This window comes from Mucilaginibacter sp. OK268 (assembly GCF_900103125.1).
Taxonomy (GTDB): domain Bacteria; phylum Bacteroidota; class Bacteroidia; order Sphingobacteriales; family Sphingobacteriaceae; genus Mucilaginibacter.
Genome location: NZ_FNJV01000004.1, coordinates 119,337 through 142,538 on the forward strand (window position 1 = coordinate 119,337; position 23,202 = coordinate 142,538).

The 23,202-nt window shown below is 39.2% G+C and carries 21 protein-coding genes; 12 read left to right on the forward strand and 9 right to left on the reverse strand.

The window, feature by feature from the left end; genetic code table 11:
* Positions 1 to 50: 50 nt before the first annotated feature.
* On the forward strand, positions 51 to 455 hold the full coding sequence (locus BLR84_RS15205; RefSeq protein ID WP_143013919.1) for a hypothetical protein: 405 nt from the start codon (positions 51 to 53) through the stop codon (positions 453 to 455).
* A gap of 963 nt (positions 456 to 1,418) precedes the next feature.
* Here BLR84_RS15205 and BLR84_RS15210 read toward each other — a convergent pair.
* The 4 genes from BLR84_RS15210 to BLR84_RS15225 are packed head-to-tail and all read right to left on the reverse strand — an operon-like array spanning position 1,419 to position 4,448.
* Entirely contained in the window at positions 1,419 to 2,378 is a 960-nt protein-coding gene (locus BLR84_RS15210; protein ID WP_090469674.1) for an adenylate/guanylate cyclase domain-containing protein, read from the reverse strand.
* Positions 2,379 to 2,384: 6 nt separating this feature from the next.
* A complete protein-coding gene (locus BLR84_RS15215) occupies positions 2,385 to 3,158 on the reverse strand; it encodes a nucleotidyl cyclase domain-containing protein (protein WP_090469677.1) in 774 nt (257 codons plus the stop codon).
* A 4-nt stretch (positions 3,159 to 3,162) separates the two neighbouring features.
* Positions 3,163 to 3,684: a Pycsar system effector family protein gene (locus BLR84_RS15220; protein WP_090469680.1), complete on the reverse strand. Its 522-nt coding sequence runs from the start codon at positions 3,682 to 3,684 to the stop codon at positions 3,163 to 3,165.
* Positions 3,681 to 4,448, reverse strand: a complete 768-nt coding sequence (locus BLR84_RS15225; protein ID WP_090469683.1) for an adenylate/guanylate cyclase domain-containing protein — start codon at positions 4,446 to 4,448, stop codon at positions 3,681 to 3,683. The genes BLR84_RS15220 and BLR84_RS15225 overlap by 4 nt, the downstream gene beginning before the upstream one ends.
* Before the next feature lie 786 nt (positions 4,449 to 5,234).
* Between BLR84_RS15225 and BLR84_RS15235 the strand changes: the two genes are divergently transcribed.
* The 5 genes from BLR84_RS15235 to BLR84_RS15255 all read left to right on the forward strand — a co-directional run bounded on the left by BLR84_RS15235 (position 5,235) and on the right by BLR84_RS15255 (position 9,949).
* A complete protein-coding gene (locus BLR84_RS15235) occupies positions 5,235 to 6,455 on the forward strand; it encodes an alpha/beta hydrolase (RefSeq protein ID WP_090469687.1) in 1,221 nt (406 codons plus the stop codon).
* 257 nt (positions 6,456 to 6,712) lie between these two features.
* Positions 6,713 to 7,054, forward strand: a complete 342-nt coding sequence (locus tag BLR84_RS15240; protein ID WP_090469690.1) for a zinc ribbon domain-containing protein YjdM — start codon at positions 6,713 to 6,715, stop codon at positions 7,052 to 7,054.
* Positions 7,055 to 7,181: 127 nt separating this feature from the next.
* Complete coding sequence (locus BLR84_RS15245) at positions 7,182 to 8,330, forward strand: acyltransferase family protein (RefSeq protein WP_090469693.1); 1,149 nt, start codon at positions 7,182 to 7,184, stop codon at positions 8,328 to 8,330.
* A 75-nt stretch (positions 8,331 to 8,405) separates the two neighbouring features.
* The gene (locus BLR84_RS15250) at positions 8,406 to 8,867 is read left to right on the forward strand and encodes a hypothetical protein (RefSeq protein WP_090469696.1); all 462 of its coding nucleotides are present in this window, start codon (positions 8,406 to 8,408) and stop codon (positions 8,865 to 8,867) included.
* Between the two features lie 497 nt (positions 8,868 to 9,364).
* The gene (locus BLR84_RS15255) at positions 9,365 to 9,949 is read left to right on the forward strand and encodes a hypothetical protein (RefSeq protein WP_090469699.1); all 585 of its coding nucleotides are present in this window, start codon (positions 9,365 to 9,367) and stop codon (positions 9,947 to 9,949) included.
* 45 nt (positions 9,950 to 9,994) lie between these two features.
* Here the strand turns inward: BLR84_RS15255 and BLR84_RS15260 are convergent, their stop codons facing one another.
* Together BLR84_RS15260 and BLR84_RS15265 are read right to left on the reverse strand one after the other, a co-directional pair.
* Positions 9,995 to 10,444 carry a cold-shock protein gene (locus tag BLR84_RS15260; RefSeq protein ID WP_090469702.1) on the reverse strand — a complete coding sequence of 150 codons (450 nt, stop codon included), beginning with the start codon at positions 10,442 to 10,444 and terminating at the stop codon, positions 9,995 to 9,997.
* A gap of 5 nt (positions 10,445 to 10,449) precedes the next feature.
* Positions 10,450 to 10,641: a cold-shock protein gene (locus BLR84_RS15265; protein WP_090469705.1), complete on the reverse strand. Its 192-nt coding sequence runs from the start codon at positions 10,639 to 10,641 to the stop codon at positions 10,450 to 10,452.
* A gap of 281 nt (positions 10,642 to 10,922) precedes the next feature.
* Between BLR84_RS15265 and BLR84_RS15270 the strand changes: the two genes are divergently transcribed.
* The 5 genes from BLR84_RS15270 to BLR84_RS15290 all read left to right on the forward strand — a co-directional run bounded on the left by BLR84_RS15270 (position 10,923) and on the right by BLR84_RS15290 (position 15,279).
* Positions 10,923 to 11,372 (forward strand): hypothetical protein, encoded by a 450-nt coding sequence (locus tag BLR84_RS15270; protein ID WP_090469708.1) that lies wholly within the window; start codon positions 10,923 to 10,925, stop codon positions 11,370 to 11,372.
* 143 nt (positions 11,373 to 11,515) lie between these two features.
* Positions 11,516 to 13,003 (forward strand): SNIPE associated domain-containing protein, encoded by a 1,488-nt coding sequence (locus tag BLR84_RS15275; protein ID WP_090469711.1) that lies wholly within the window; start codon positions 11,516 to 11,518, stop codon positions 13,001 to 13,003.
* A gap of 10 nt (positions 13,004 to 13,013) precedes the next feature.
* The gene (locus BLR84_RS15280) at positions 13,014 to 14,018 is read left to right on the forward strand and encodes a hypothetical protein (protein ID WP_090469712.1); all 1,005 of its coding nucleotides are present in this window, start codon (positions 13,014 to 13,016) and stop codon (positions 14,016 to 14,018) included.
* Between the two features lie 172 nt (positions 14,019 to 14,190).
* Positions 14,191 to 14,736, forward strand: a complete 546-nt coding sequence (locus BLR84_RS15285) for an REP-associated tyrosine transposase (RefSeq protein WP_090469715.1) — start codon at positions 14,191 to 14,193, stop codon at positions 14,734 to 14,736.
* A 90-nt stretch (positions 14,737 to 14,826) separates the two neighbouring features.
* Positions 14,827 to 15,279: a hypothetical protein gene (locus BLR84_RS15290; protein WP_090469718.1), complete on the forward strand. Its 453-nt coding sequence runs from the start codon at positions 14,827 to 14,829 to the stop codon at positions 15,277 to 15,279.
* 172 nt (positions 15,280 to 15,451) lie between these two features.
* Here BLR84_RS15290 and BLR84_RS15295 read toward each other — a convergent pair whose 3' ends face one another.
* Positions 15,452 to 16,117, reverse strand: a complete 666-nt coding sequence (locus BLR84_RS15295; protein WP_090469721.1) for a hypothetical protein — start codon at positions 16,115 to 16,117, stop codon at positions 15,452 to 15,454.
* Positions 16,118 to 16,520: 403 nt separating this feature from the next.
* On the opposite strand from BLR84_RS15295, the gene BLR84_RS15300 reads away from it, so the two are divergent.
* Complete coding sequence (locus BLR84_RS15300; protein WP_090469724.1) at positions 16,521 to 17,417, forward strand: glycerophosphodiester phosphodiesterase family protein; 897 nt, start codon at positions 16,521 to 16,523, stop codon at positions 17,415 to 17,417.
* A gap of 82 nt (positions 17,418 to 17,499) precedes the next feature.
* On the opposite strand, the gene BLR84_RS15305 is transcribed toward BLR84_RS15300, so the two are convergent.
* Together BLR84_RS15305 and BLR84_RS15310 are read right to left on the reverse strand one after the other, a co-directional pair.
* A complete protein-coding gene (locus tag BLR84_RS15305; protein ID WP_090469726.1) occupies positions 17,500 to 19,368 on the reverse strand; it encodes a RagB/SusD family nutrient uptake outer membrane protein in 1,869 nt (622 codons plus the stop codon).
* Positions 19,369 to 19,386: 18 nt separating this feature from the next.
* Positions 19,387 to 22,548, reverse strand: coding sequence for a SusC/RagA family TonB-linked outer membrane protein (locus BLR84_RS15310; protein ID WP_090469729.1), 3,162 nt, complete (start codon positions 22,546 to 22,548; stop codon positions 19,387 to 19,389).
* Between the last annotated feature and the right edge of the window lie 654 nt (positions 22,549 to 23,202).

A 23,202-nucleotide genomic window follows, 5' to 3' on the forward strand; every position in this document is an offset into this window, starting at 1 on the left:
GCTTTGCATAAATGTTTGGTGTTACTCATTGTTTAAATAAAATTCAAATTATGAAAAAAAGAATCAAGATCAGTGCCCTAGGAATTCTACTATTTATTATTTCCTGTGATAGCAACAATAAGATTGCTACTATAAAAAACAATACTTCAGGCATTATAGCTTGCGCGTTACTTAAAAATGAAATTATGACGGATAGTACGTTGTATAATGACACATCATATATGGGATACTTGATTCCACCCCAACATTATGATACTTATATGGTGTTGGACAGTAATCTACTTAAGGCTCCGGATTCAGCGATAAGGTATATCTATATACTTAAATTAGATTCTCTAAACAAGTTTCGAAAATTAAAACTTACCAATGGAATTCTAAAGCACTCCTTGCTGAAAAAAATTGTAGTTCAATTAAATAAGGTTAGGGAACCTGTTGATACAATTTATGCACGGTAATGTCTCTCTTGGTAACATTGAGCCAGCTTATAATCAGGAGAGCTACTTCGATTATTTAGCTCCAAGTTATAGTCGATTACATATTGGACTAGGGAGCCTGATCGGATCCCCACTTTTAGACTCATACTCCCCCAAATGAAAGTGAGAGCGTCTCCCCTTTTCGGAAATTAACTAAATTATGAAACTAACCTATTAGCTTTCTAAACAAGCTGATATAGAGTGCATTAAGGTAAAATAAAACATATTAACAAAACTGAAAGAGTATGGTTACGATCTTATAGATTTACAGAGGAATACAATTTATTTTGCAAACCAAGGTTGGGGATTAAATTATAACCAAGTCGGGATGGCAGATAAAGAAACAGTAGATATTATTGATTCAGAAAATGTCAGAACGATGGTACCATCCTATCACATAAATCTTATTTATAATTTTATTTTTTTTATTTTCCTTATTTGTTTAGGCTTTTTTTGGGGGACTAGCATATTAGTGCTTGCCTTAATATTGTTATTATTGAGTTGATTAGTGTATCTATTACTAAATCAAAACATAGAGATTTCATAAACCAAGTAATTGAAAACAACTAATAAACTAGCACCCATGTTTAGAATTTGATTTCTTATAAATATTGAAGTGTGATCGTCAGTTATGATAAAGTACCCTCGTCGGTGATTTGATTTTTAAAGTCAAAATTGCTATATTTACATCAATAAGTTCTTTAAAACAACTAAAAACTACTCAAGTTTTACGGTGACCTTTAAGATGGCTCCTTGATTTTTGAAGTTATAAATAATTGATATTTAAATGAATGCAAGAATGGTTCGAGTCCCGTCCAAATTCCGCTAAAAGCATTGTCAAAATTGCCTAAAAGTCTGTAAATCGTCGATTTACAGACTTTTTTGTTTAGCCGAAAAAGCTATTGCCACCTTACAGCAAATCATCGACATGTATTAATTCAGGATTTATAAAGTCCATGTTGCGTTTGAGCCATAAACTTTACCGGTAACATTTTTTATGGGATGATTTTGCTCTAACCAAAGGCTGGGTTTATAAAGTTGGGCATTCACTGCTTCAGATCGTAGCCCTCTTAAAACCTTTTCAGTTATCAAAATTGCGGGAAAAGTATTGCTTCTGCTTAGTTTTTCAAAGGATTTTAGTTTACCCCAGAGAAAGTAAATGTTGCCATTATTGTGCATTCTTATACAGTCTGCAAACCCGGCCTCGGATAGCTCCATTTTTGTGGGAGTGTTAGCATAAAAGGACTGACCTGGCAAATTATACTTGCCGAGTAATTGGGTTAGGTTCAAAGAATAATAATGTACCAAATAATAGGTCTCATCAACTTTCTTATTGCCCATATCTGTGAGCCTTGACGCAATGTTAGCCGGGTAACCTGTCCAGACAAGACCTTTATTCTCCGGCGATTCATTCCCGTTACGTTGAATGCCGACTTTAATGATTTTTAGCTCACCATAATCAATGCCTATACCTACTTTAAAATCGACGTTAGGAAATCTCTTACTAATTACTTGGCGCGAAATATGATTGATCGTGATTGCACAGGAAACGGCCTTTGAGCAACAGTTATCAGATGGGAATACCAACATGACCCGATCTCCAATGATATTGCGTGTATGGCCACCATGATGACGCCCTGCCTTTACCACGGCCTTTGTAAATGCTGTGTAAATTTGGCCCATCGTTTTAGAAGAATGGGTTTGTGTAAGAGAAACGGAATTACGAATATCTACATATAAGACACAGGTGTTCAAAATTTTCCCATTCTTAGCCTTCCCGCGCTCAAAACTGAGACCGTTATCGTTAGTAGAGGGAACGATGTTAGTATTTGCATAGTCGAAACTGGTGGAAGCTACGTCCGCTACATCCTGTTCGATCTCGCTAATTATATCCTTCAGAGCCATTATTGATTATTTGTAGTTGTATTCTATTCTGAAAAATTTTTTATAGTCGACTCCTTTTACACCAGTAACCGGTTTGCTATAATGGGACCAGGCAGCTAAGCTCTTAGGCGCATCAGCTGGTGCCGGCTCCTGCATGATAGAAAGGTAATAGTCTCTGATGTCCGTGTCATCGTAATAATTGACGCATTCGTCCTCTGCTATACTCTCCAGACGGAATAACTCTGTTATCGGTTTCCCAATCATTGTAAATTCATTATACAGGCCGGTTTTATTTTGGTAATAATTAATGGTACCAGCATGAAATGCTACTTTACTGGAAAAGTCTGTGCCTTTGGTCTTGCGTACTATTCTCTTTGCGCAATGGCTGGCTTGTTTTATGTGATGACGATGACTCGCTGTTGTAAACGGAGGGCCAAAAACCGCAATAATCCCATCACCAATAATTTTATCGATCTCGCCACCAAATTCATAAACTATAGGTATAATTTCATTGTAATATTTATCGAAATATTCAGCAATTTCCTCCCCATCGAGGTCTTGAAACCGGGTAGAGAAGCCGCAGACATCAATAAAAAGCAAGGCAACGTTCGCGGGTAGCCCCATCTCGAAATAGCCGGCGTACCAGGGCCCTAAATTTGCTATATCGAGATCAAACCCCTTTTTTATGCGATCTGGGTCGAAGGCTTCGTTCAAGTTATTATCAACATTCCATTTTTCTGTTATAGGGCTTGTCTTAGAATAGCTATTGTTCCATGCCTTAATTGCGTCGAGATTTGCCATCGTATTATTTATGGAGTGTTTGTATTAAATAAACAATCAGGATAAGTAATAACCAGGCAAGGCCGCCGATAAAGAAGCGTAGCGCCCACGTCACTTTTACATATTTATTCCAGGCAACTTTAGAAATAACATAAATCTGCTCTGTAATTTGGTCGGCGTACTTCTCTTCGTCATCGAGAATAGTTTTAGCGAAGTCCATGTATTCCCTTTTGTTCTTAAATTTTTTTGAGATGTGCCCGAAATAGATAATTGAATTTGGATTCTTGTTTTGCAATATTGGATTTATACAAAGGAATGCAAATCCGATTGACGTTAAGGCGAATCCTACATAAACAAATACCATAAATAATAACCAGCCCGAGGCACTAACGGACGTGAATACTGCCGTGGAATTTGTATAGATTAAAGTAAACAATACACCGTAAACGGTCAAAACCAAAGTAGCTTTAGTTTCCGAGAAGCGTAGCCATTCGATATTTGTTTGTAGAATTTCCCAATAACGTTGATTGTGCTGTGTGGTGCTCATGTGGTACAGGTTAGGTGTTTGATATAGTGCCAGTCTACACCTGGTAATGATACCTCGATGTCGCCTGATTTTGTGAAATATTCGCATTGTGTCCTAGAGTAGCCACTGAGACAATAGGCGTTCGACTGGGTATAGCTTTTGTTGTCGTATTGAGAAACCCGGTAAAAACTAATTGATTTATCCTTGGCAACAGACTCCAAACGGTATAGCTCTGTGAGTGGTCTACCAATGATCGTATACTCAGGATAATTGATGCTTTTATTTTTGTAATACATAATGTTCCCCTCATGTATAGCTACTTTCACCTGCTTATTAGTGCCTTTGGTGAGCATCACTACATTTTTCGCACATTGGTCTGCTTTTTCGAACAAAGTATCAATGTTATCCTGCAAGAAAGGTTCGCCGAAGATCGCAATGATTCCATCGCCCATTATTTTTTCGATCTCGCCACCCAACGCATAGATTGCGGGTATGATCAGATCATAATAGGCATTGAGATATTTAGCTAATTCGCTGTTCGTAAATTCTTTACATTTAGTCGAAAAGCCGGTTATATCTATGAAAAGCATGACCAGCCTGGCTGATTGTTGATTTTCAAAATAATTAACCATCCTACTATTTAAGCCTGAGTAGCTAAACGTTCTTTGGATGCTATCTAATGGTCGATTATGGTTTTCAGTGAGTAGTTTTAGTTGTGATTTTGAAACATTGTTTTTGGTTCCGTACTTCTCTCTGAGAGCTAACAGATATTCAATATTGGGCATAAATGTGATAAGAATTTATAACCTAAGATAATAATTTTTAATTATAAAGGAGGTAAGGATTTGCCTTGATAACTCATTTAATGTGGAAGTTCTGCAAGGCTTAACCAACAGCTTTCTACGATTTGTTCAGGGTTGAGAATGGGCGAATCGCGAACATTGGGATGTGAAGCAATCCAGACTGAGGCAAACAGGAAAAATAATAATGGTAAGTTTCAATGGAAAGGCTATGATATGCCACCCTGCAACCTGAAAGCGGATGGCTTTAAAAAGCTTTGCAAAGGCCCAGAATATTTGTTACTCTTTATAGCTTTTGTGTTTTTGAATAACAAGCGTTCTCTCAAAATCTTTAAAACAGAGATGTTTATCAAGGCTACCATTCAACATATCTGATTGTAAAAAACTATAAGTGAGATGTTTTTCTGAAAATACAAGGAGCCATCCATTTTCTAAAAAGCTATATAAAACTTTACCAAAATTCTTATATTTGTAATGTCATTCAGGTAGAGTACCAAAGTGAGTACCAGTTAAATTGAACATTAGACAACTGATTGTAAATCAGCTCATAATATTACAAGGTTCGAACCCAGTAACTCCCACGAAAGCCTCGCAGAAATGTGAGGCTTTTCTGTTTTAAAACCTTTTCATAATATGCATGGCACAAGTAGCTTTTAATCAATGTTATGAATTATGCAAAAACTTGTTGCTGAAAGTAAATTCTTCAAGGATTTTAAATTAAGTGACCAAGAAAAACCTTATTATTGGAGTTAGTTCACCATTCCAGATCATATGAAATCCGGTTTCCTAAAAAAGAATTTCACATTCGTGTTTTTTATTCTACCGCTTTTTTTTTCATTTAAAGCAAATGCTCAAAAGGCAGAACCAATTAAGTCTGATCAGGGAGAAGTTGTAACGATACATTCCGACATTCTTAACGAAGATCGAAGGATACTGATCTACACACCGAAAGATTCTGCCAATCCCGAGAAAAAATATCCGGTGATATATGTTCTGGATGCCGACAATCATTTCACCCAAATGGTAGAATATTCTAAATACCTCAGCCGACAAGATGTGTATGTTATTCCGCCACTGATCGTTGTAGGAATAACAAATACGGACCGTAACCGTGACCTTACTCCATCTCACAGCAATGCTGATTATTCTGGAAAACCGGATACCACTGCTAATTCCCCGTATAAGAACAGCGGAGGAAACGAGCATTTTTTTCAATTCATTCAGAAAGAACTCATGCCCTATGTCATTTCAAATTACAAAACTCAACCTTACCGCATTTTTGCAGGACACTCATTCGGAGCGCTGACAACCATCAATTGCCTGATTAATTATCCGGATATGTTCGACGCATACATTGCCGTGAGCCCATCCTTCTGGTGGGATCAGAAATACCTTCTGAAGCTCGCGGAGAAAAAATTGAAAGCAGGATCAACTTTGTCTAAAACGCTTTTTTTTAGCGATGGTAATGAAGATTCTTCTTCACCTGGATCACCGTTTCATACCGATGTCTTAAAGTTTGATTCCTTGCTCAAAAAGCGAAACATCAAAGGATTAGATTTCGAATATATACCCTATCCGATTGAGAGTCATATGACTGTTCCTATTAAATCATACTATGATGGACTTCGATTTATCTATCACCATTGGGATCTTCCTCCGGTAAGTGATAAAGAGGTCAATACGGAGATCATTATGAAACACTATAAAGGATTATCGCAAAGGTTTGGGTATCCGATTTTGCCTGACGAAGCATATTTCAACAACTGGGCACAATGGTTAGTGAAAAATCCGGCAACCCTAAATAATGGTATTAAGCTACTGGAAATGAATACAATTAATTACCCGTCTTCTTCAAGAGCCTTTGCCGCTTTGGGCGCAGCTTATGCTATGAAAGGAGAAAAGCAAAAAGCTATCACTTCATACAAAAAAGCCAACGAGTTGAATCCCACGTCAAATGAAATTAAATCGCGTTTGTTGGAGTTGCAGAAATAGTATAGGTAAGCTTTCTACCAATTATGAAAGGTAGTATTAGAAACCTGCCACATTTATGATTTGAACCCAAAAGCTTTTCGGGCTAAATTTACTATTAAACGCGAATCAAGCGGGAAATGGTTCGATATATTTACAGTTGGGACCACCAAAAGCCTCACAGAAATGTGAGGCTTTTTTTATGCCTGGTCGCGATAAGCACCCTTATATGCGATATTGCATAAAGCGGGTAATAATTTTACCTTTGTCAAAACTTAGATATGATAGAGCTAACTCCTTGCCCATTGTGCAAATCCACCTTCACGTATGAAATGAACGGTCTGCTGGTGTGTCCCGAATGTGGTCACGAGTGGGGACCCGAAGAAGATAACACTACCGGGAACGATCAATTTATTGTAAAAGATTCCAACGGCAATATTTTACAAAATGGCGATGCGGTAGTAATTATAAAAAACCTCCCGGTAAAAGGTTCGTCACAAAGCATAAAGGCCGGAACTAAAGTTAAAAACATTCGCCTGGTTGATAGCGACCATAACATTGACTGCAAAATCGATGGATTTGGTGCAATGGCCCTTAAATCTGAATTTGTAAAGAAAGCATAAGCACAGATTGCTTTGCCTTTCGGGAATCCGAAAGAATCAGAGAGAATCGTTCGCCTAAATCTCCCATCAAACAAAAATTAACCTTCCAAATACAAGCTGTTCAATTTTTACTTATTTTACCCGGGCAATGACCCAAAGCCCAGTTTATCTCAAATCAAAAAGCCATTATGAAATCCTCGACGGATTACGTGGCGTAGCTTCCATCCTGGTAGTTATATTTCATGTATTTGAAACATACTCCGGCGATCGTTTTCACCAGATCATTAATCACGGCTATTTGGCGGTCGATTTCTTTTTCTTATTGTCGGGCTTTGTGGTGGCTTATGCCTATGATGACCGCTGGGACAAAATGACCCAGTGGGATTTTTACAAACGCCGCCTTATCCGTTTACAGCCCCTGGTAATTGTAGGTACCATCATTGGCGCATTGCTTTTTTACTTTCAGGCCGGGTCGGCAATGCCACTTGTTGCCGCAACGCCTGTTTGGAAGCTGCTGCTGGTTACGGTGCTAGGCTTTACTATGATCCCGCTGCTTCCCTCCATGGATATCCGTGGCTGGCAGGAAACGCACCCATTGAACGGCGCCGCATGGTCGCTTTTGTACGAATATATTGCCAATATTCTTTATGCGGTGTTCATTCGCCGTTTCTCTAAAACGGTACTCACCATATTTGTGATATTATCGGCCGGTTGGCTCGTTAGTTTTTTAGTATGGGGACCGCAAGGCGATGTTATTGGCGGCTGGAGCATTGATAAAACGCAGGTTAGTATTGGCTTTATACGTTTGCTTTATCCGTTTTTCGCGGGAGTATTGTTGATGCGTATGGGCAAACTGATCCATATTAAAGGAGCGTTTGCCGTTTGTAGTTTATTGATTATTCTCTTTTTATCCGTCCCCAGGATTGGGGGCCCCACACATTTGTGGATGAACGGGATATATGAATCATTTGTGATCATTATTATTTTCCCGCTGATTGTAGCTATTGGCGCGGGCGGGAAGCTGATCAGCAAAAGTTCCATCAAGGTTTGTAAGTTTCTCGGGGCTATATCCTACCCGCTTTATATCACCCATTATCCGCTAATGTATTGGCATATTGCATGGGTAAGCAATAATAAAGTACCCATGGCACAGGGCCTTTTGGTAGGTTTGGGATTGGTCATTATCGCTATAGTTATAGCATGGCTGAGCCTAAGGTTTTACGATGAGCCCATTCGTGAATGGCTTAGAAAGCGTTTCCTGGTGAAAAAGGTAGTTCAGGGATTAAAGTTGGACTAAACTGAACACGCCCAACACGCGTGTACCAGTGACTGGTATAATCGGATTAAAAAATGATGTTGAAGGCCTACCAAAATGGCAACGAATAAAAATGAACAATTTGTATTGACTGAATTATGGTCTAAAAAATTGAGGGATGATTTAAGATCGTTTTATAAAACCATTTATTTCGGCCCCCCTATATTTGTATTAGTCAATATTATATTCTGCTTTGCGTTTCAGAGAGGTACTAATATTGATTTTTGGACCTTATTTATACCGATAACTATACTTTCCACCATTTATTGCATATTAATTCCTCAAAAAGCAATCAAGCGTTATAGTAGTATTATACAAGTTTTTGAATTTAAAAACGAAAGTGAAATGAGGGTAACGCTTATTGATGGTAGAACATTGATTCTTCCAAAGCCTGAATTCAAAGACGATTTTTTTAAGATTGACAATACCGAGAAAGCCAGCAAATCAGTTATCAATAATTCTGACAAGAGTAATTATACCATAATACCCGAGTTTTTTACTCATCCGCCGATTTTATAGGAGCTACTAATCGCGGCAACTTATAGATATGTATCCCTCCCGCATACGCTTGTAAAAGTATGCGAAAATTGATAATAATATTAAATATTTTGAAATATAATATCTGTTTAGCTAAATTTAAACTAATAATTAACAAATTGTAAAACGAGCTAAAGAGATGAAAAAATTATTTGAAAAAGCTTCAGCCTTTCAGGAAGGAAAAGCGCTTACAAGAGAGCAAATGAAAAATATTACTGGTGGCATATCTGTTCCTCCTTTATGTTTTAGATGCTGTCCGGATGATCCGTGTTCTCCAATACGTCATGTATGCCCACTAATACCTTGTGGAGAGATATAGATAAAAAGACAACAGTATCCCTGTAACTCGCACTTTAAGCCGGATAGAAATATCGGGCTTTTTTTATACCTTTCTGTTCCTTTAGCATAGTAATCCGAAGTCCGAGACATTCGGATAGCGCTGAACTCTTCGGACAGCAGGGGAAAAGCAATAGAGTAATATGTCAAAAAAAATATTTAGTCTAATTTTAGTCGCATTTCTCTGTGGTGTAGTTTACTTTGGGTGGATTTACGGATGGTTGTCATTTGAATGGAATACGGATACACCTAAGGCTTTTATAAATCATACAGTTCCCAGTCAACAAGTTTATCAGGAAGATAAAAGAAGCTTGGCACAGGCATTTATGGTTCAATTAAAAAGTCGAAAGGATTTCTTCAATGATTCTTCTTTCTCTGACTCCACTACCACTATAATTATTGATACCATAGTATACAGCTCTGATTTTAGAAAGATGGGTATACTGGTCATCGCAAAAAATCCAACCTATAAACAAATTATACCCCAAAAAGATACGAAATGGTTTTATAATTCGACGTGCTATTTGGGAATGAGAAGAGATACCTGTATTGATTTAAAAATGTGTGGTCCGACTTTCACAAATACCAATAATTTAAAAGATGCTTCTTATTATATCAGAGAAGGTTGTTTTAGAAGATTTGTGGTTAAAAATAATGGAGTTTACCCATTTAACCTTAATGATAAACGCTTTTGGGAGTCAAAAACCTGGCAACACTATTTTGATTAAATACCCCACTACCCCAAGCGGGTAGGCTTGTGGTAATGAGGGTATTTATTTTATTTTTACGTTGATTGCGGATAGTCCCTTTTGCCCTTGCTCGGTTTCAAAGGTAACCAGGTTATTTTCTTTTATTGGTCCTGTGAGGGCGTTGATATGCACAAAAATACTTTCCTCAGTTTGCAGGTCGCGGATAAAGCCATAGCCTTTTGCTTCATTAAAAAAACTAACTACGCCGTTCCGTACAGTGTCATGTGGCAGGTCTTGCCGTTTAGCAATGCCGATTTGAATATCTTCCGAATTGACCTTTAGTTTCCGTGAAGGGTCGGGCGGTGTAGACGTGATATTTCCATGCTCATCAATATAAGCCATCATATCTTCCAGGCTCTTACCCGTACCGGCATTTGCCTTCCTCTCCTCAGCCCTTTCTTTTTTGTCTTTAGCCTTCTTAAGGCGGGCCTTCTCTTTTTCCTTTTTACCGAATGTTTCTGTCGATCTTCCCAATATGCTTAAACTAATTTAACATTAACTGCACCGGGGCCTTTTTTGCCTTCTTCCACATCGAAAGTAACCTCGTCACCTTCGCGGATCTCGCCGCTTAAACCGCTAACGTGTACAAACAAGTCTTTGCCACCATTGCTGGGCGTAATAAAGCCGAAGCCTTTTGATTCATTAAAAAATTTTACTGTTCCTGATGCCATAATATTGTTTTGAATAAAGTTGCAAGGTACAATTTATTTTAGGCATTGCACATATTGGTGTTAACCTTTGCTGGCGCATGCGTGTCGCCAACGAAAGCGGGATAGAGATATCAGGCTTTTTTTATACCTTTCTGCTACTTGAGCATAGCAATCCGAAATCAGAGACATTCTGACATCATTGAATTCTTTGGGCAGCGGGGATTGTTCCACGAGGGGACTAAAGCCTAACCAGCAGTAGTAGACAGCAATTAAAGTAATAGAGCAGAGTCAGAAGTAATTGAATGGAAGATATAAAAAAATTTATAGAACATTTGGAATGTCCTATCGTAGATGGGATTATCTTTCCTGATAAACGAATACAACTTCTTGAAGTGGAAGTGTTGTGGCAAAGACCCTATGAATATTCGATCAAGCCTTCGTTTTTTACTTCTATAGATGACCTTGAAGCAGAAGGGAAATTATGGACGGGGCATTGTGGAGTTTTAGATAAATGTGTTGATATATTAAATGGCATAAAAGTTATATGTGGAGAGTCGAGTCTTGGTGGCGATGGATTTATAGCCGTTTTGGACATGCAAACAGAGCGTGTAATTTGGATCGCTTTTTTTACTTGTTCTAATCCATTTGATAAGGTTACGGTAGAGGAGGGTCAAATCGTTGCTGTAAGTACATTAAATTGTGTTTGGAAGTTGAATATTGCCAATCCAGTCGAGATCGTGGTGACGTGCTAATCCCTCTGCTGGCGTACGTGTGCGGCAGCGAGAGGGGGCGACATTCGGACAGTGCTGAACTCTTCGGACAGTTGGGGGTGTTTACTTTAACGATTTGAATGTTATGATTTCATTTATTAACTTTCATTTCTAAACCAACACAGATGACACTCATTTATGCACTCTCTGCAATAATTGTAATATTGACGATACTCCTAATCGTTAATCACAGAAATAAAAATGGTCTAATAGCTAATTTGGAAGGGCTGCTTGCTGATCTCAATAGCCGACTATTAGAGAAAGAAGAACACATCAAGGAAACCGAAACTTTTACAGAACAAGCTCAAAATACCATTAACAATCAGAATGAATTGATTGCGGGCTTCAAAAGCAAGTATGAACCTGTATTGAATATAGAAGAACTAGTTGAGGCCAGGATGAAAGAGTTAAGTAATACGGAGGGTTCGTTGAGTGAACTGAATAATAAATATGTGGAAGGGCTGGAAATATATAAAACTTTGAAACACCAGCTTTCAATCTATAACGATGAGATTGAGGTCATGGACTTTGGCTTATACAAGCCGCAGTTTGACTACGTAACGTCAGAAGAATTTAGACAGAAGATCGAACAGAACTATTTGAAACAAAAAGCAATGATCAGTAATGATACCGCTGCGATATGCCCTACTGAATGGACTGTAAATGGTAATAAAGCGGATGGGCGCAAAATGACCAAGCTAAATAAAAAGAATATGTTGTACGCATTCAACGGAGAATGTGATGCGTTAATTGCCAAAGTAAAATGGAACAATGCGACTAAATCTATAGAGCGATTAGAAAAAGCCTATGCAGCAATTAATAAGCTTGGTACTATCAATAACATTACTCTTTCATATGAGTTTTATGAACTTAAGAAACAGGAGCTTGCGCTGGTTCATGAGTACGAGAACAAGAAGCAAGATGAAAAAGAAGAACAAAGGCGCATAAGGGAACAAATGCGAGAGGAAGAAAAAGTCCAGCGAGATATAGAACGTGCTCAACGGGAAGCGGAGGAAGACGAGAGAAGATATCAAAAGGCACTGCAAAGAGTGAAAGAAGACTTACGTTACGCAAGTAAAGACGAACTGGATGAGCTGAATAATAAACTTTCTGAATTACAACAAAAATTAAAGGAGGCCGAGGAACGAAAACAGAGGGCATTATCCATGGCACAACTTACGAAAGCGGGACATATTTATATTATAAGCAACATTGGTTCATTCGGGGAAGATATTTATAAAATAGGTATGACTAGACGACTGGAACCATTGGATAGAGTAAGAGAACTTAGTGACGCTTCGGTTCCGTTCAGGTATGATGTTCATGCGGTAATTTACTCAGAAGATGCGCCAAAATTAGAGAGAGATCTTCACAAAGAATTTGATGACAGAAGAATTAACAGAGTAAATGGAAGGAAAGAGTTTTTCAAAGTAAGCCTAACTGAAATCGAAAGCTTCGTTAAAGAACATGCTAATGCTGAAATTGAATTTACGCAATTAGCAGAAGCGCAGGAATACAGAGAGACGATACTAATGCTTGAAGCTATTATGAAAGCAAGCCAGGAGGTATCAGTGGTTGAAAAAGAAGAAAAGTTTCCTTTAAGCTTACTATAATCAGAAGTTAATGACCACATTAAAAGGCGTAATACGGTCTTATAGCGCAGCTGTAAGAAGAGCTGAAAGAACGCAGCAAAAGCATAACCGAGAGACTGCGAAAAGATATAAATTACAGCAAAAGGCACAAGATATACAGAATGCAGTAAGGGCAGAAGCTGATTATAAATCATATATTAATGTTTTAAAGTCTGTACACAAAGACCATAGCGACCCCATTAATTGGAATGATATATTAAATGAGGAGAAACCAATAAAGCCAGAGAAAGAGACAGGGAATGAGGAAAAAGCACAGCGTCAAATCGATCATTACAAACCGTCATTCTTTGATAAACTATTTGGTTTAACATCCAAAAAGATTGAGAAGTTGAATCGGGCATTGCATCAGGCTAAGGATCATGACGAATCGGATTTTAATAGAAAACTTCGTTCATTTAAAGACGAGCTTGCTGATTATGATAAACTGCAAGCAATGGCTCGTGGAGTTTTAAATAAGGATGAAAATGCCTACAAAGAGACATTAGAATACTTTGCACCATTTGATGACTTGACCGAAGCGTCGAAACAATTAAAATTCAAACTTAACCCGAATTACATCGATGTAGAGATGGAGTTAATGTCGTACAGTATTATACCGGGGTTTGAGTTAAGCTTGACATCTACGGGAAAACTGTCAAGAAAGAACATGTCTACTTCGAAATACAATGAATTACTTCAGGAGCACATATGTAGTTCAGTCATTAGGATTGCAAAGGAAATAACTATTTACTTTCCTGTTAACTATGTTTCGATAACTGTGGTTGTTGACGAATTAGATGGAGCAACAGGACATAGGATTAATAATGTAAAGCTCTCTACATTAATACCATCCAATAGGATGAGCGATATTGTATTAAAAGCTATTAATCCAGTTGATTGTGTAAAAAGCTTCGTCCATAACATGAAATTTGTTAAAACAACAGGATTCAGCAACGTGGCCAAGATTGATATTGAAAACAATTTGCTTTCGATATAGGTTTTCATAAGCCACGCTATCCTTACCCTCAATTGTTGCTTAAGTGAGGAAAGGATAACCCCCACCGTCCGTAGAGTTCCCGCTGTCCGAATGTCTCCCCCGCTACCGCAAGCGTCCCGCTTGTGGTAAACAAGCATGGTATAAATTGCAGAAAAGCGGGTATTTTTAACAGATGAGTCGTAATTATAAATTTAAAAACGCCGAAGGGTTATATTTTGTAAGTTTCGCTACCGTGTTTTGGGGTGATGTGTTTGTCCGGTTGGAATATTTCAATTGCATAGTCAAAAACCTGAATTTTTGTACTACAAATAAGGGAATGGAAATTTATGCATGGTGTATTATGCCGAGCCACGTACATTTGGTTTTTAAATCAACAATTCAAAAACCTGAGGACTTGCTGCGCGACTTTAAATCTTTTACCGCCAAACAACTGATCAATTTAATAAAAGACAATAATCAGGAAAGCAGACATGAATGGTTACTCAATTCATTTAAAAAAGCCGGGCAGGCTAATAGTAATAATACTGAGCATCAATTTTGGCAGCAACATAATCAGCCAGTTGATCTATGGAGTGCAGAAGTGATACAACAAAAGATAGATTATATCCATAATAACCCAGTTATATCAGGAATAGTTGAGCATGACTATGAATATTTACACAGCAGTGCACGGGATTATGCGGGTTTAAATGGATTGGTGAATGTAATAATTACATAGTCAAAGCCTTGCTCATTTGCCACAAGCGGGACGCTTGCGGTAGCGGGGGGGACGGTAGGTTTTGAAAAGCGCTAACATTAAATAAATTATATGGCACTTTGGCAATATACATTTCATGTTCTCCCAAGGGAAAGTTTACAGTTTCACTCCCCCAACTTTGTTTTTTCTAAAAATAATGAAGAGTTTGATGATTCCCCCTTTTGGAAAGCACAACAAGTTAAAGATGTCTTCTTTGAAGACATCTCTTTAATATTACCAAAAGAAACATCTTGGAGCAAAGCGATTAATCTTTATGGTAATCAGGAATCGAATTGCATAGAGGTTTTATTGGAAAATAATTTGGTTTTGTCTGTCTCCTTTAGAATAGATTTTACAAGTGATTATGAGGGTATTTTGAATGCTTTGATTGAATTTTTCATTGTAAAAGGGCTTCTTATGATAGATGAAGAGCTAAAAATAATCCCTCTCAATATTTTAGCGATAAAAATTATTATAGAGAACAGCCCACAATATAAAAAATATAAACAATTCCTTTCACTATGAAATAATGGTGCGGCGCTCTCCAACTGTCCGAATGTCCCCCCGCTACCGCAAGCGTCCCGCTTGTGGTAAATGTGCAAGACTTTCAGTTACTCACATGAAGACCACAAGCGGGACGCTTGCGGTAGCATGCGCAGGTCTGCGGCGTGTGAGTAACAAGAGGATAGTGGGATGGCTATCCAATCATTTTGCCTTCGGGCAAAGCCTTTGCGACGATATGTTCTATCTGGTTGAGCTGTTCGGCGCTCAGGCGTTTTAGATTTTCCTGGCTCAGTATGGTATTGTTAATCTGGATATGGTTGTTTTGGCTTTTAACAACCGTATTGCTTTGCTGTTTACCGGTAGCGCCAACGGTTTCCAGGTAAAGCCTGGCAGCCCTGATATCGCCCTTAGTTGCAGACTGGAATACTTTGGCCATAAGCATGGGGGCCATTATTTTAAACTGCTCTATTTGCTCGGCATGCCCGGGATGGGTTTGATATTCTTTTAAATGTTTGCTGATGGTTTGCCGGCTCAAACCGGTTTCCTGGGCCAGGTGGTTTTTAGTGGGCATACTGCCATGCTGTTCGGTCAGCCTTGCAATGGCATCGGTGATGGCCTGGTGGTTATATTCCCAGATCTGCTGTTTATTGCTTTCCGGCATAATCGGTTCTATCTTACTCAAAAAATCATCCCTTTCCTTATCCCTTAAGTTTTGCAGCATTTGCGTACAAACCGCTCCTAAATATTGCCGTTCGCCCATATCGAAGTTATCCAGATCATTTACTGTGATTTTTTCCAAAGCCATCAGGGCGGTAATTTTTTTCTCACTGTTTGTTAAAGCTAATTCCTGTGTTTTCATTTTGCATTGCTCTCCTTATTTTTTATAAATATAAGCAATTCAATTTATAATTGCTAAAAATATTAGTAATTTAATTGTGCTAAGAAGCTCATGAAAGTGGGTTTACACTATTTGGGGTGTTTTGTCTTTAAATTGTATTTAATTATTTGATTGTCAGTTAATTGTAAATATGTAAACCATAAAAAGTGTAAACCATGTAAACCCACTTTTTTGGCAAATAAGCGGCTTGTTCAGTGATTACCTGTTGTTGAAACATCAGAAAACCTTAATACATCCTTAACTTGCAGGCAATGTGCTGGCTGTTATTTTAGCGGCGGAAAAAATCTACCGGGCTTTACACTATAATTTAACAAAAGCCATCCGTACCTGTTTTTCTTCTTAAAAAGGAACTAAATTTACAAAAATGAAAAAAATAGGACTAACGCTAAGCACCATTATTTGTGGATTAAGCACCGTTTTTGCCCAGCAAAAGTTAGATGTAGAAGGTCACCGCGGTGGCATGGGTCTGATGCCTGAAAACACTATAGCTTCTATGCTCAATGGTGTAAAAACAGGTGTACGAACCCTGGAGCTCGATCTGAATATAACCAGCGATGGTAAGGTTGTGGTATCGCACGATCAATGGATGTCATCGGCCATTATGCTTAAGCCGGATGGCTCTGAAATAACCCCAGCCGAAGAAAAAAGCATGGCTCTGTACAAAATGACATATGATAGCATTCGTCGTTTTGATGCGGGTACTAAACCCAATGTCCGTTTCCCTAAACAGGCCAGGTTAAAAACCTACAAGCCGCTATTATCAGACCTGATAGACAGCGTGGAGGCTTATGTAAAAAAGAATAAGCTTAAACCTGTTTATTACAATATCGAAACCAAAAGCACCCCGGCCGGCGATGGTATTTATAATCCCGCACCCGATGTTTTTGTTAAGATTATGATGGATGTGATCAATAGTAAGCATATCAACAAGCGGGTGATCATTCAGTCGTTTGATGTAAGAACGCTGCAGGTTTTGCATAAAACAGATCCTAAGATGAAACTTTCGTACCTGGTTGGGAAAATAGATGTGGACGAGGATCTTAAGAAATTGGGTTTTACACCAAATATCTATAGTCCATATTTCACTTTTGTAAATGCCGATATCGTAAAAAAAGCACACGAAAACAAGATGCTGATATTACCCTGGACAGTAGATGAAGAAAAAGACATGAAAGCCCTGGCCGATTTGGGTGTTGATGGTATCATCAGCAACTATCCGGATAAATTGGTGCAACTATTTGGCAGCTATCAGTCAAAATAATTGAGATAGTTTACACGGATAGTATTTTAATAAAAAAGGGGATAAAGCATTGCTTTATCCCCTTTTTTATTAAAGGCAAATGTTACGGGATCTTGTCCAATGCCGGAACATTGCTTGCCGAACCAGCATACCCTTTGTTTTGATTGATATGCCCGTTAATATTTAACTGGATATCGCTGTTGGGAATAGGCCATAACACATGATATGGTGATATGGTAAAACTATTGCCGGAGTTGGTTACTACACCTTTGTTATAAAAATCAGTCTTCTCCATGATACGGTCATAAAAGAAATTTGATTCGGAGAAGTTATTTACATTATAGCTTTTGCCGGTGTAGGATGGTTTGCCGGTTAACGCAAAAATATAAGCTATACGGGTAAGCTCGGTTTTACGGGGTTCTTCCCAATAAAGCTCCCTGGCGCGTTCATCAAGAACAGTGCCTATGTTAATTTGGCTTGCATCGGTTAAAGGCGCCGCTTGCGCTCTTGCCCTTACAACGTTCAGATCGGCCATCGCGCTGTTGAGATCGCCTTTCCATACATAGGCTTCGGCTCTTAACAAATAGGTTTCGGCCAAACGAAATACGTACCAATCCGTATCTGTACCACGTGGCGGGCTCCAGAATTTATCAGTGGCGATATTGGTAGAGCTGATAAATACTTTGTAATGCGGCCAGCCAAACCAGCAGCGTATCGTATCTCTTGGCCCATTTAAAAAGCGGGTAGCAACGTTGGCAGCTGTCCATTGTTCCAGGTGTTTGCCGTACCAATCAGGGTCGGATGTTTTTAAGGCTGGGTTATTATAAACCAGGTCGGTCATATTCATCCAGTTTCCGGGAGCATGCCTTAAATCGGTATTATCGGTCCAGATGTATTTGGTGCTATATGGAGTTCCACGATAGCGTCCTATTCCCCTGCCATAATAAAGAGTCAGCGGAATGTCGGCGGTCACCGCATCAACTATCCCGGCTTTGTTTTTACCTGGGGTTAGTATGACATTCGCCTGCGAGTAAAAAGGCGTACAGTTACGCATTAATTGCGATCCGTTTGCCGTGTTCCCCTCCAGGTTATCCCGGTCAATTACCAGGTATAAGCCCTCTGTATTCGAAGCAAGAGCTTTATTGTCGGGACGGTGCAAATCCCAGATCACATTTTTAGTAACATCGGCGCCGGTACTTCCAAAGCGGGCAGTCATTAAATGATAAGGGCCACCATTGATCACGGAATTAGCTGCAGCAAGGGCGTCATCAAATTTACCAAGCGAGAGGTCTACCTTGGTCAACAAATGGCTAACGGCGCCTTTGGTAACGTCACCTTTGTTACCGCCGTCGGTTACCCATTTTTGAGCAAACTCTAAATCGGTTTTCATTTGGGCCAATATCACTTCGCGTTTTACCGAAGCATAAGCAACATTCGGAACGCTTTCTTCCTTCACAGGGCATGGTACATCACCAAACTCATGAACAAGGCGGTAATAGCAATAAGCCCTATGAAAATAGGCTCTGCCTAAGATGTCGTTTCTTTGAGCATCAGAAGTATATTTAACATTGTCTATACGCGAAATGATGGTGTTGGCATAGCGTACACCCTGATACCATTGTTTCCAATACCAGCCAATTTTGTTGTAATCGTCGCTGTTTAAGTTGGCAGTTGGGGTAATACGTACATTCAGATCCTGGGCTGGCGTAGTTTTATCGGTAGTGCCTTCAACTGCTACGTCGGAGAATATCGATTCCGTGAGCATCGGTGCAGAATCGCCAAAAAACTCCGCTCTTAAATTTTTATTCAGGTAATTAAGCGCTGCCTGCATGGCTGATACCGAAGTTAGCGTAAGGTCGGGCGTAAAGTCAGAAAGATCCTTAGGTTTAAGAAAATCCTTTTTACAGCTTCCTGAAATTAGCACGGTTGCTAAAGTAATGGTCGCTATTATTTTTTTATTTATCGTTTTCATGTTGATCAGTTCAAATTTTTAAAATACTACGTTTACACCTACTGATATATATCTTGGGGTTGGACCATCATTTTGCGGATCCCAAAAATCCCAATGAGGGGCATATACCGCGGCATTGCTTACGTTAGCATACAATTTTGCACTCTGTATTTTTAAAGGAGTAAGCCAGGATTTTGGAAAGTTATACCCTAATGAAACGGTATTCAGCCTGATGAAAGAAGCCTTACGCCATACGTTGACAGTTGTACCGCTGGATCCTGAATTTAAGCGGGCATAATCGTTTATCGGGTTATTGGGTGTCCAGTAAGGTTGTACATATGATGAAGTCCTGGAAATACTCACCCCGCCCTGGTTATTGATAGCCTGGTTGTACTGCCTAAGTTGCCCCCAGTTGGAGAGTAGTAAAAAACCAAAATCAAAGTTTTTATAAATATTGAAATCGTTACGTAAAGACCAGGTAAACCTTGGCGATTCATAACCAATGAATTGCTTATCATCATCGGTATATTTATATTGGTTGGGGCCGCTGTTAACCAGTTTTTGCAGTTTAAAATCGCCCGGAACGGCGCCGTATTTAGCAGCCTCATCTTTTTCATTAACTTGCCAAACACCTAATACTTTATAGTCCCAAACAACATCGATATCCTTACCGATAAACCATCCATTGGCTTTATCGCTGTTTTCAACACGGCTCACTGTTCCATCAGCATTGGTTACATCAGCCGCGCCGTATAAATGCACTATTTTATTCCGATTTAGGAAGAAATTAAATGAGCTGCTCCAGTTAAAGTTATTGCTAACGATGTTTTTACTGGTTAGGTTAAACTCAAAACCCTTATTGTTTACCTGCCCTATGTTGGAGATAACATTAGCAAAACCTGAAACCTGAGGCAGGGTTCTTTGTACAAGCAAATTGGTGGTTTTTTTGCTGTAAATATCAATAGAGCCGTTTAAGCGACTGTTGAATAATGCGAAATCAATACCGGCATTTAAAGATGTGGTGCGTTCCCATCTCAGATCGGCATTGGCCATTCTGCTGATGTAAAGCGCCGAATTTGCTGTTGCAGTGCCTCCCGGAGTAACTGTTGGGTATTTATCTGAGGTGATTACCGCAAGCGCCCTGTTGGGGTCAACTGTGCCATTGCCATCCCTGATATCGCGGTTGCCATTAACACCATAGGATAAACGAAGCTTACCATAGCTTAACCATTTGTTTGATTTCATGAAATTCTCATCGGTAAATATCCAGCCACCTGCTACTGATGGGAAATTGTCACTGGGATGCTTTTGTCCAAATAACGAATATCCATCCCGACGAACAGATACGGTAAGCAAATACCGCTGCATTAAGGTATAGTTGATACGCCCCAGATAAGCATTAGCTGTGGAGTAACGGTCATCGCTGCTTACTGTAGGTTTATTACCCGCGCCAAGGTTATGAAAACTGAGGTCATCATTAGGACTAAAACCCTCATTGTATTCATAACTATACCATGATTGATATTTTTCTGTATTAGCCAGGAAGGTAACGTCAATGTTATGGATATTGTTAAACGTATGGTTCCATTTCAATAAGTTATCTATCTGGTAATTGTACCGGTTTTCATTGGAGCGCTGTGCCTGGCCGCCGGGTACAGTTACGTTGGGATTATGCGATGAGTTATGATAAAAAGTGCGGTATGAGTCATAACTGGGCGTAAAGTTTGTTTGAAAAGTAATACCCAACGGTAATGTTAAGCGGCCATAAATATTGGCAAACAAAGTATTTTGAACGTTCATGCTTTCATCATACTGTGTATTTAAAAATGGATTCCGGGCATTTAGACCGGCATCATCGGTAGGTATCCTTCTTAAAGTGCCATCAGCGTTATAAAAATCGCCATAAGGAGAATTGTTGGTTATTTGATTCCAATCGGCTTCTATAGTGTGAGGCCTGTCGATACTGCCGTCACTATTCCTGCCCGGAAGATTACTCTCATCCCTTACAGCATATTGAGCATTAATACCAACGGTTAAAAAACTGGTGGCTTTACCTTCCAGGTTTAATCTGGCGCGGATGTTACTATAATCCCCGCCGGCAATCAGGTTTTGGTTTTTAGTGTAGTTTAAAGACATGTAATAATTAACATCCTCGCGCTTACCAGCCATGCTGATGGTATGATCCTGTCTGAAACCATTGCGGAAAACCTTATCAAACCAGTCAACAGTTTTGCCGGCGGCATAATTGGCCCTTTCATTAGCTACCAGACCCAATCTGCTTAGCCATTGATCAACCGGATCACCTGTGGCCTTTGTTAAGGCCATCCATTGATCAACAGTTATGCCTGATGGCAGTTTTCTGGGGTCGGTATACTCATAATCAGGGTTATTTACATTGATGCTCCGCATAACATCTGCGCGCCAATCTAAAAATCCTTGCGGGCCATATACTTTTTGCTCTTTCTCCAATTGGGCAATACCAAAGTTTGAATTAAGCGTAATGATAGGCGGGCCTGTTTTTCCTTTCTTGGTAGTAATAGCAACCACACCGGCTGCCGACCGTGAACCGTAAACTGCAAGGGCGCTGGCATCTTTTAGTACGTCTACCGACTCTACGTCATTAGGGTTAATATCAGCCAGTTGACCATTATAGATAACACCATCCAGCACAATTAATGGTGACGTGTTTCCGGTTAGGGTTGATTTTCCGCGAAGTAACAGGTCTCCACCACCCTTGGGCGAAGTATTCATGCTAACCGTAAGTCCGGGAATGTTGCCTTTAAGCACGTCGCCGATACTTGTTGGATTTTCGTTTTCCAGCTGGGTAGCTTTTATGCTTGATACGGCTCCTGTTACATCCTTTTTTTGACGGGTTCCGTAACCAACTACTACTACCTCGTTCAACTGTTTATTATCTTCAGTCAAAGTAATGTTGATTTGATTTCGGCCATTTACAGGTTGCTCCTGGCTGGTATACCCAACTATGCTAAACACCAGTGTGGCGTTTGATGGGGCACTGAGGGTGTAATGGCCTTTTACATCGGTAGCAACACCTTTTCCCGTTTCTTTTACTTTAACGGTTACACCGGGTATCGGGCCCTTGTCGTCTTTAACTATACCTGTTACGGATCGATCCTGAGCCAGCGCAAGCGTGCTGCTGGCCAGAAAAAATAAAATGAGGAGAGTAATTCGTTTTCTCATAATTTTAATAGTATTAATTGGTTTATAGTGGTTTGTTTTTGGTTTAAATAGAATAGGCGCACCTTGCCATACAAACAGGCATACAGATCCATCATTAATGAACCTGTGTAGCCTTCATGACCGTAAAATTTAATGGATGCAATACAGGAAACTTAAACCGTAGCATGTTAGGTTAAGCCTGTTTTAATATGACAGTATGCAGCAGATACTATCATGCACAAATGCACGTTGTTACATGACAAAATGTGAGTATTTTTTCTTCATATTTGTATTGCTTATTAAAATTTCGGTTGAATTAGGCAAAAAAGTCCCTGCAACATTCAATATTGTTGTTTGGCTAAAAGGGATACGTATTGATTTCGGTAGTGCTGAACCCACTGCCGATTTCTTTTTTTTGGAAGGCCTGATTTATTTTTTCATTGATCTAAGGTTATGGGTTAATGGATGCCGCTTTTATTCCACCTGTAAGGTAATGCCCAAACAGTATTCACGTTTTCGCAGGACAATGAAATTTGCAGGTTTATAAAGCAGTTTTATGGTTAATAATTAAGCCGTTTTTATAATTAATTAAAGCGCTTCTTATTATTTGTAATTGGCAAAATACTAAACTGTATTTACCAAAAATATCCCGGGAGATCAGGTTTTCATAAGTTT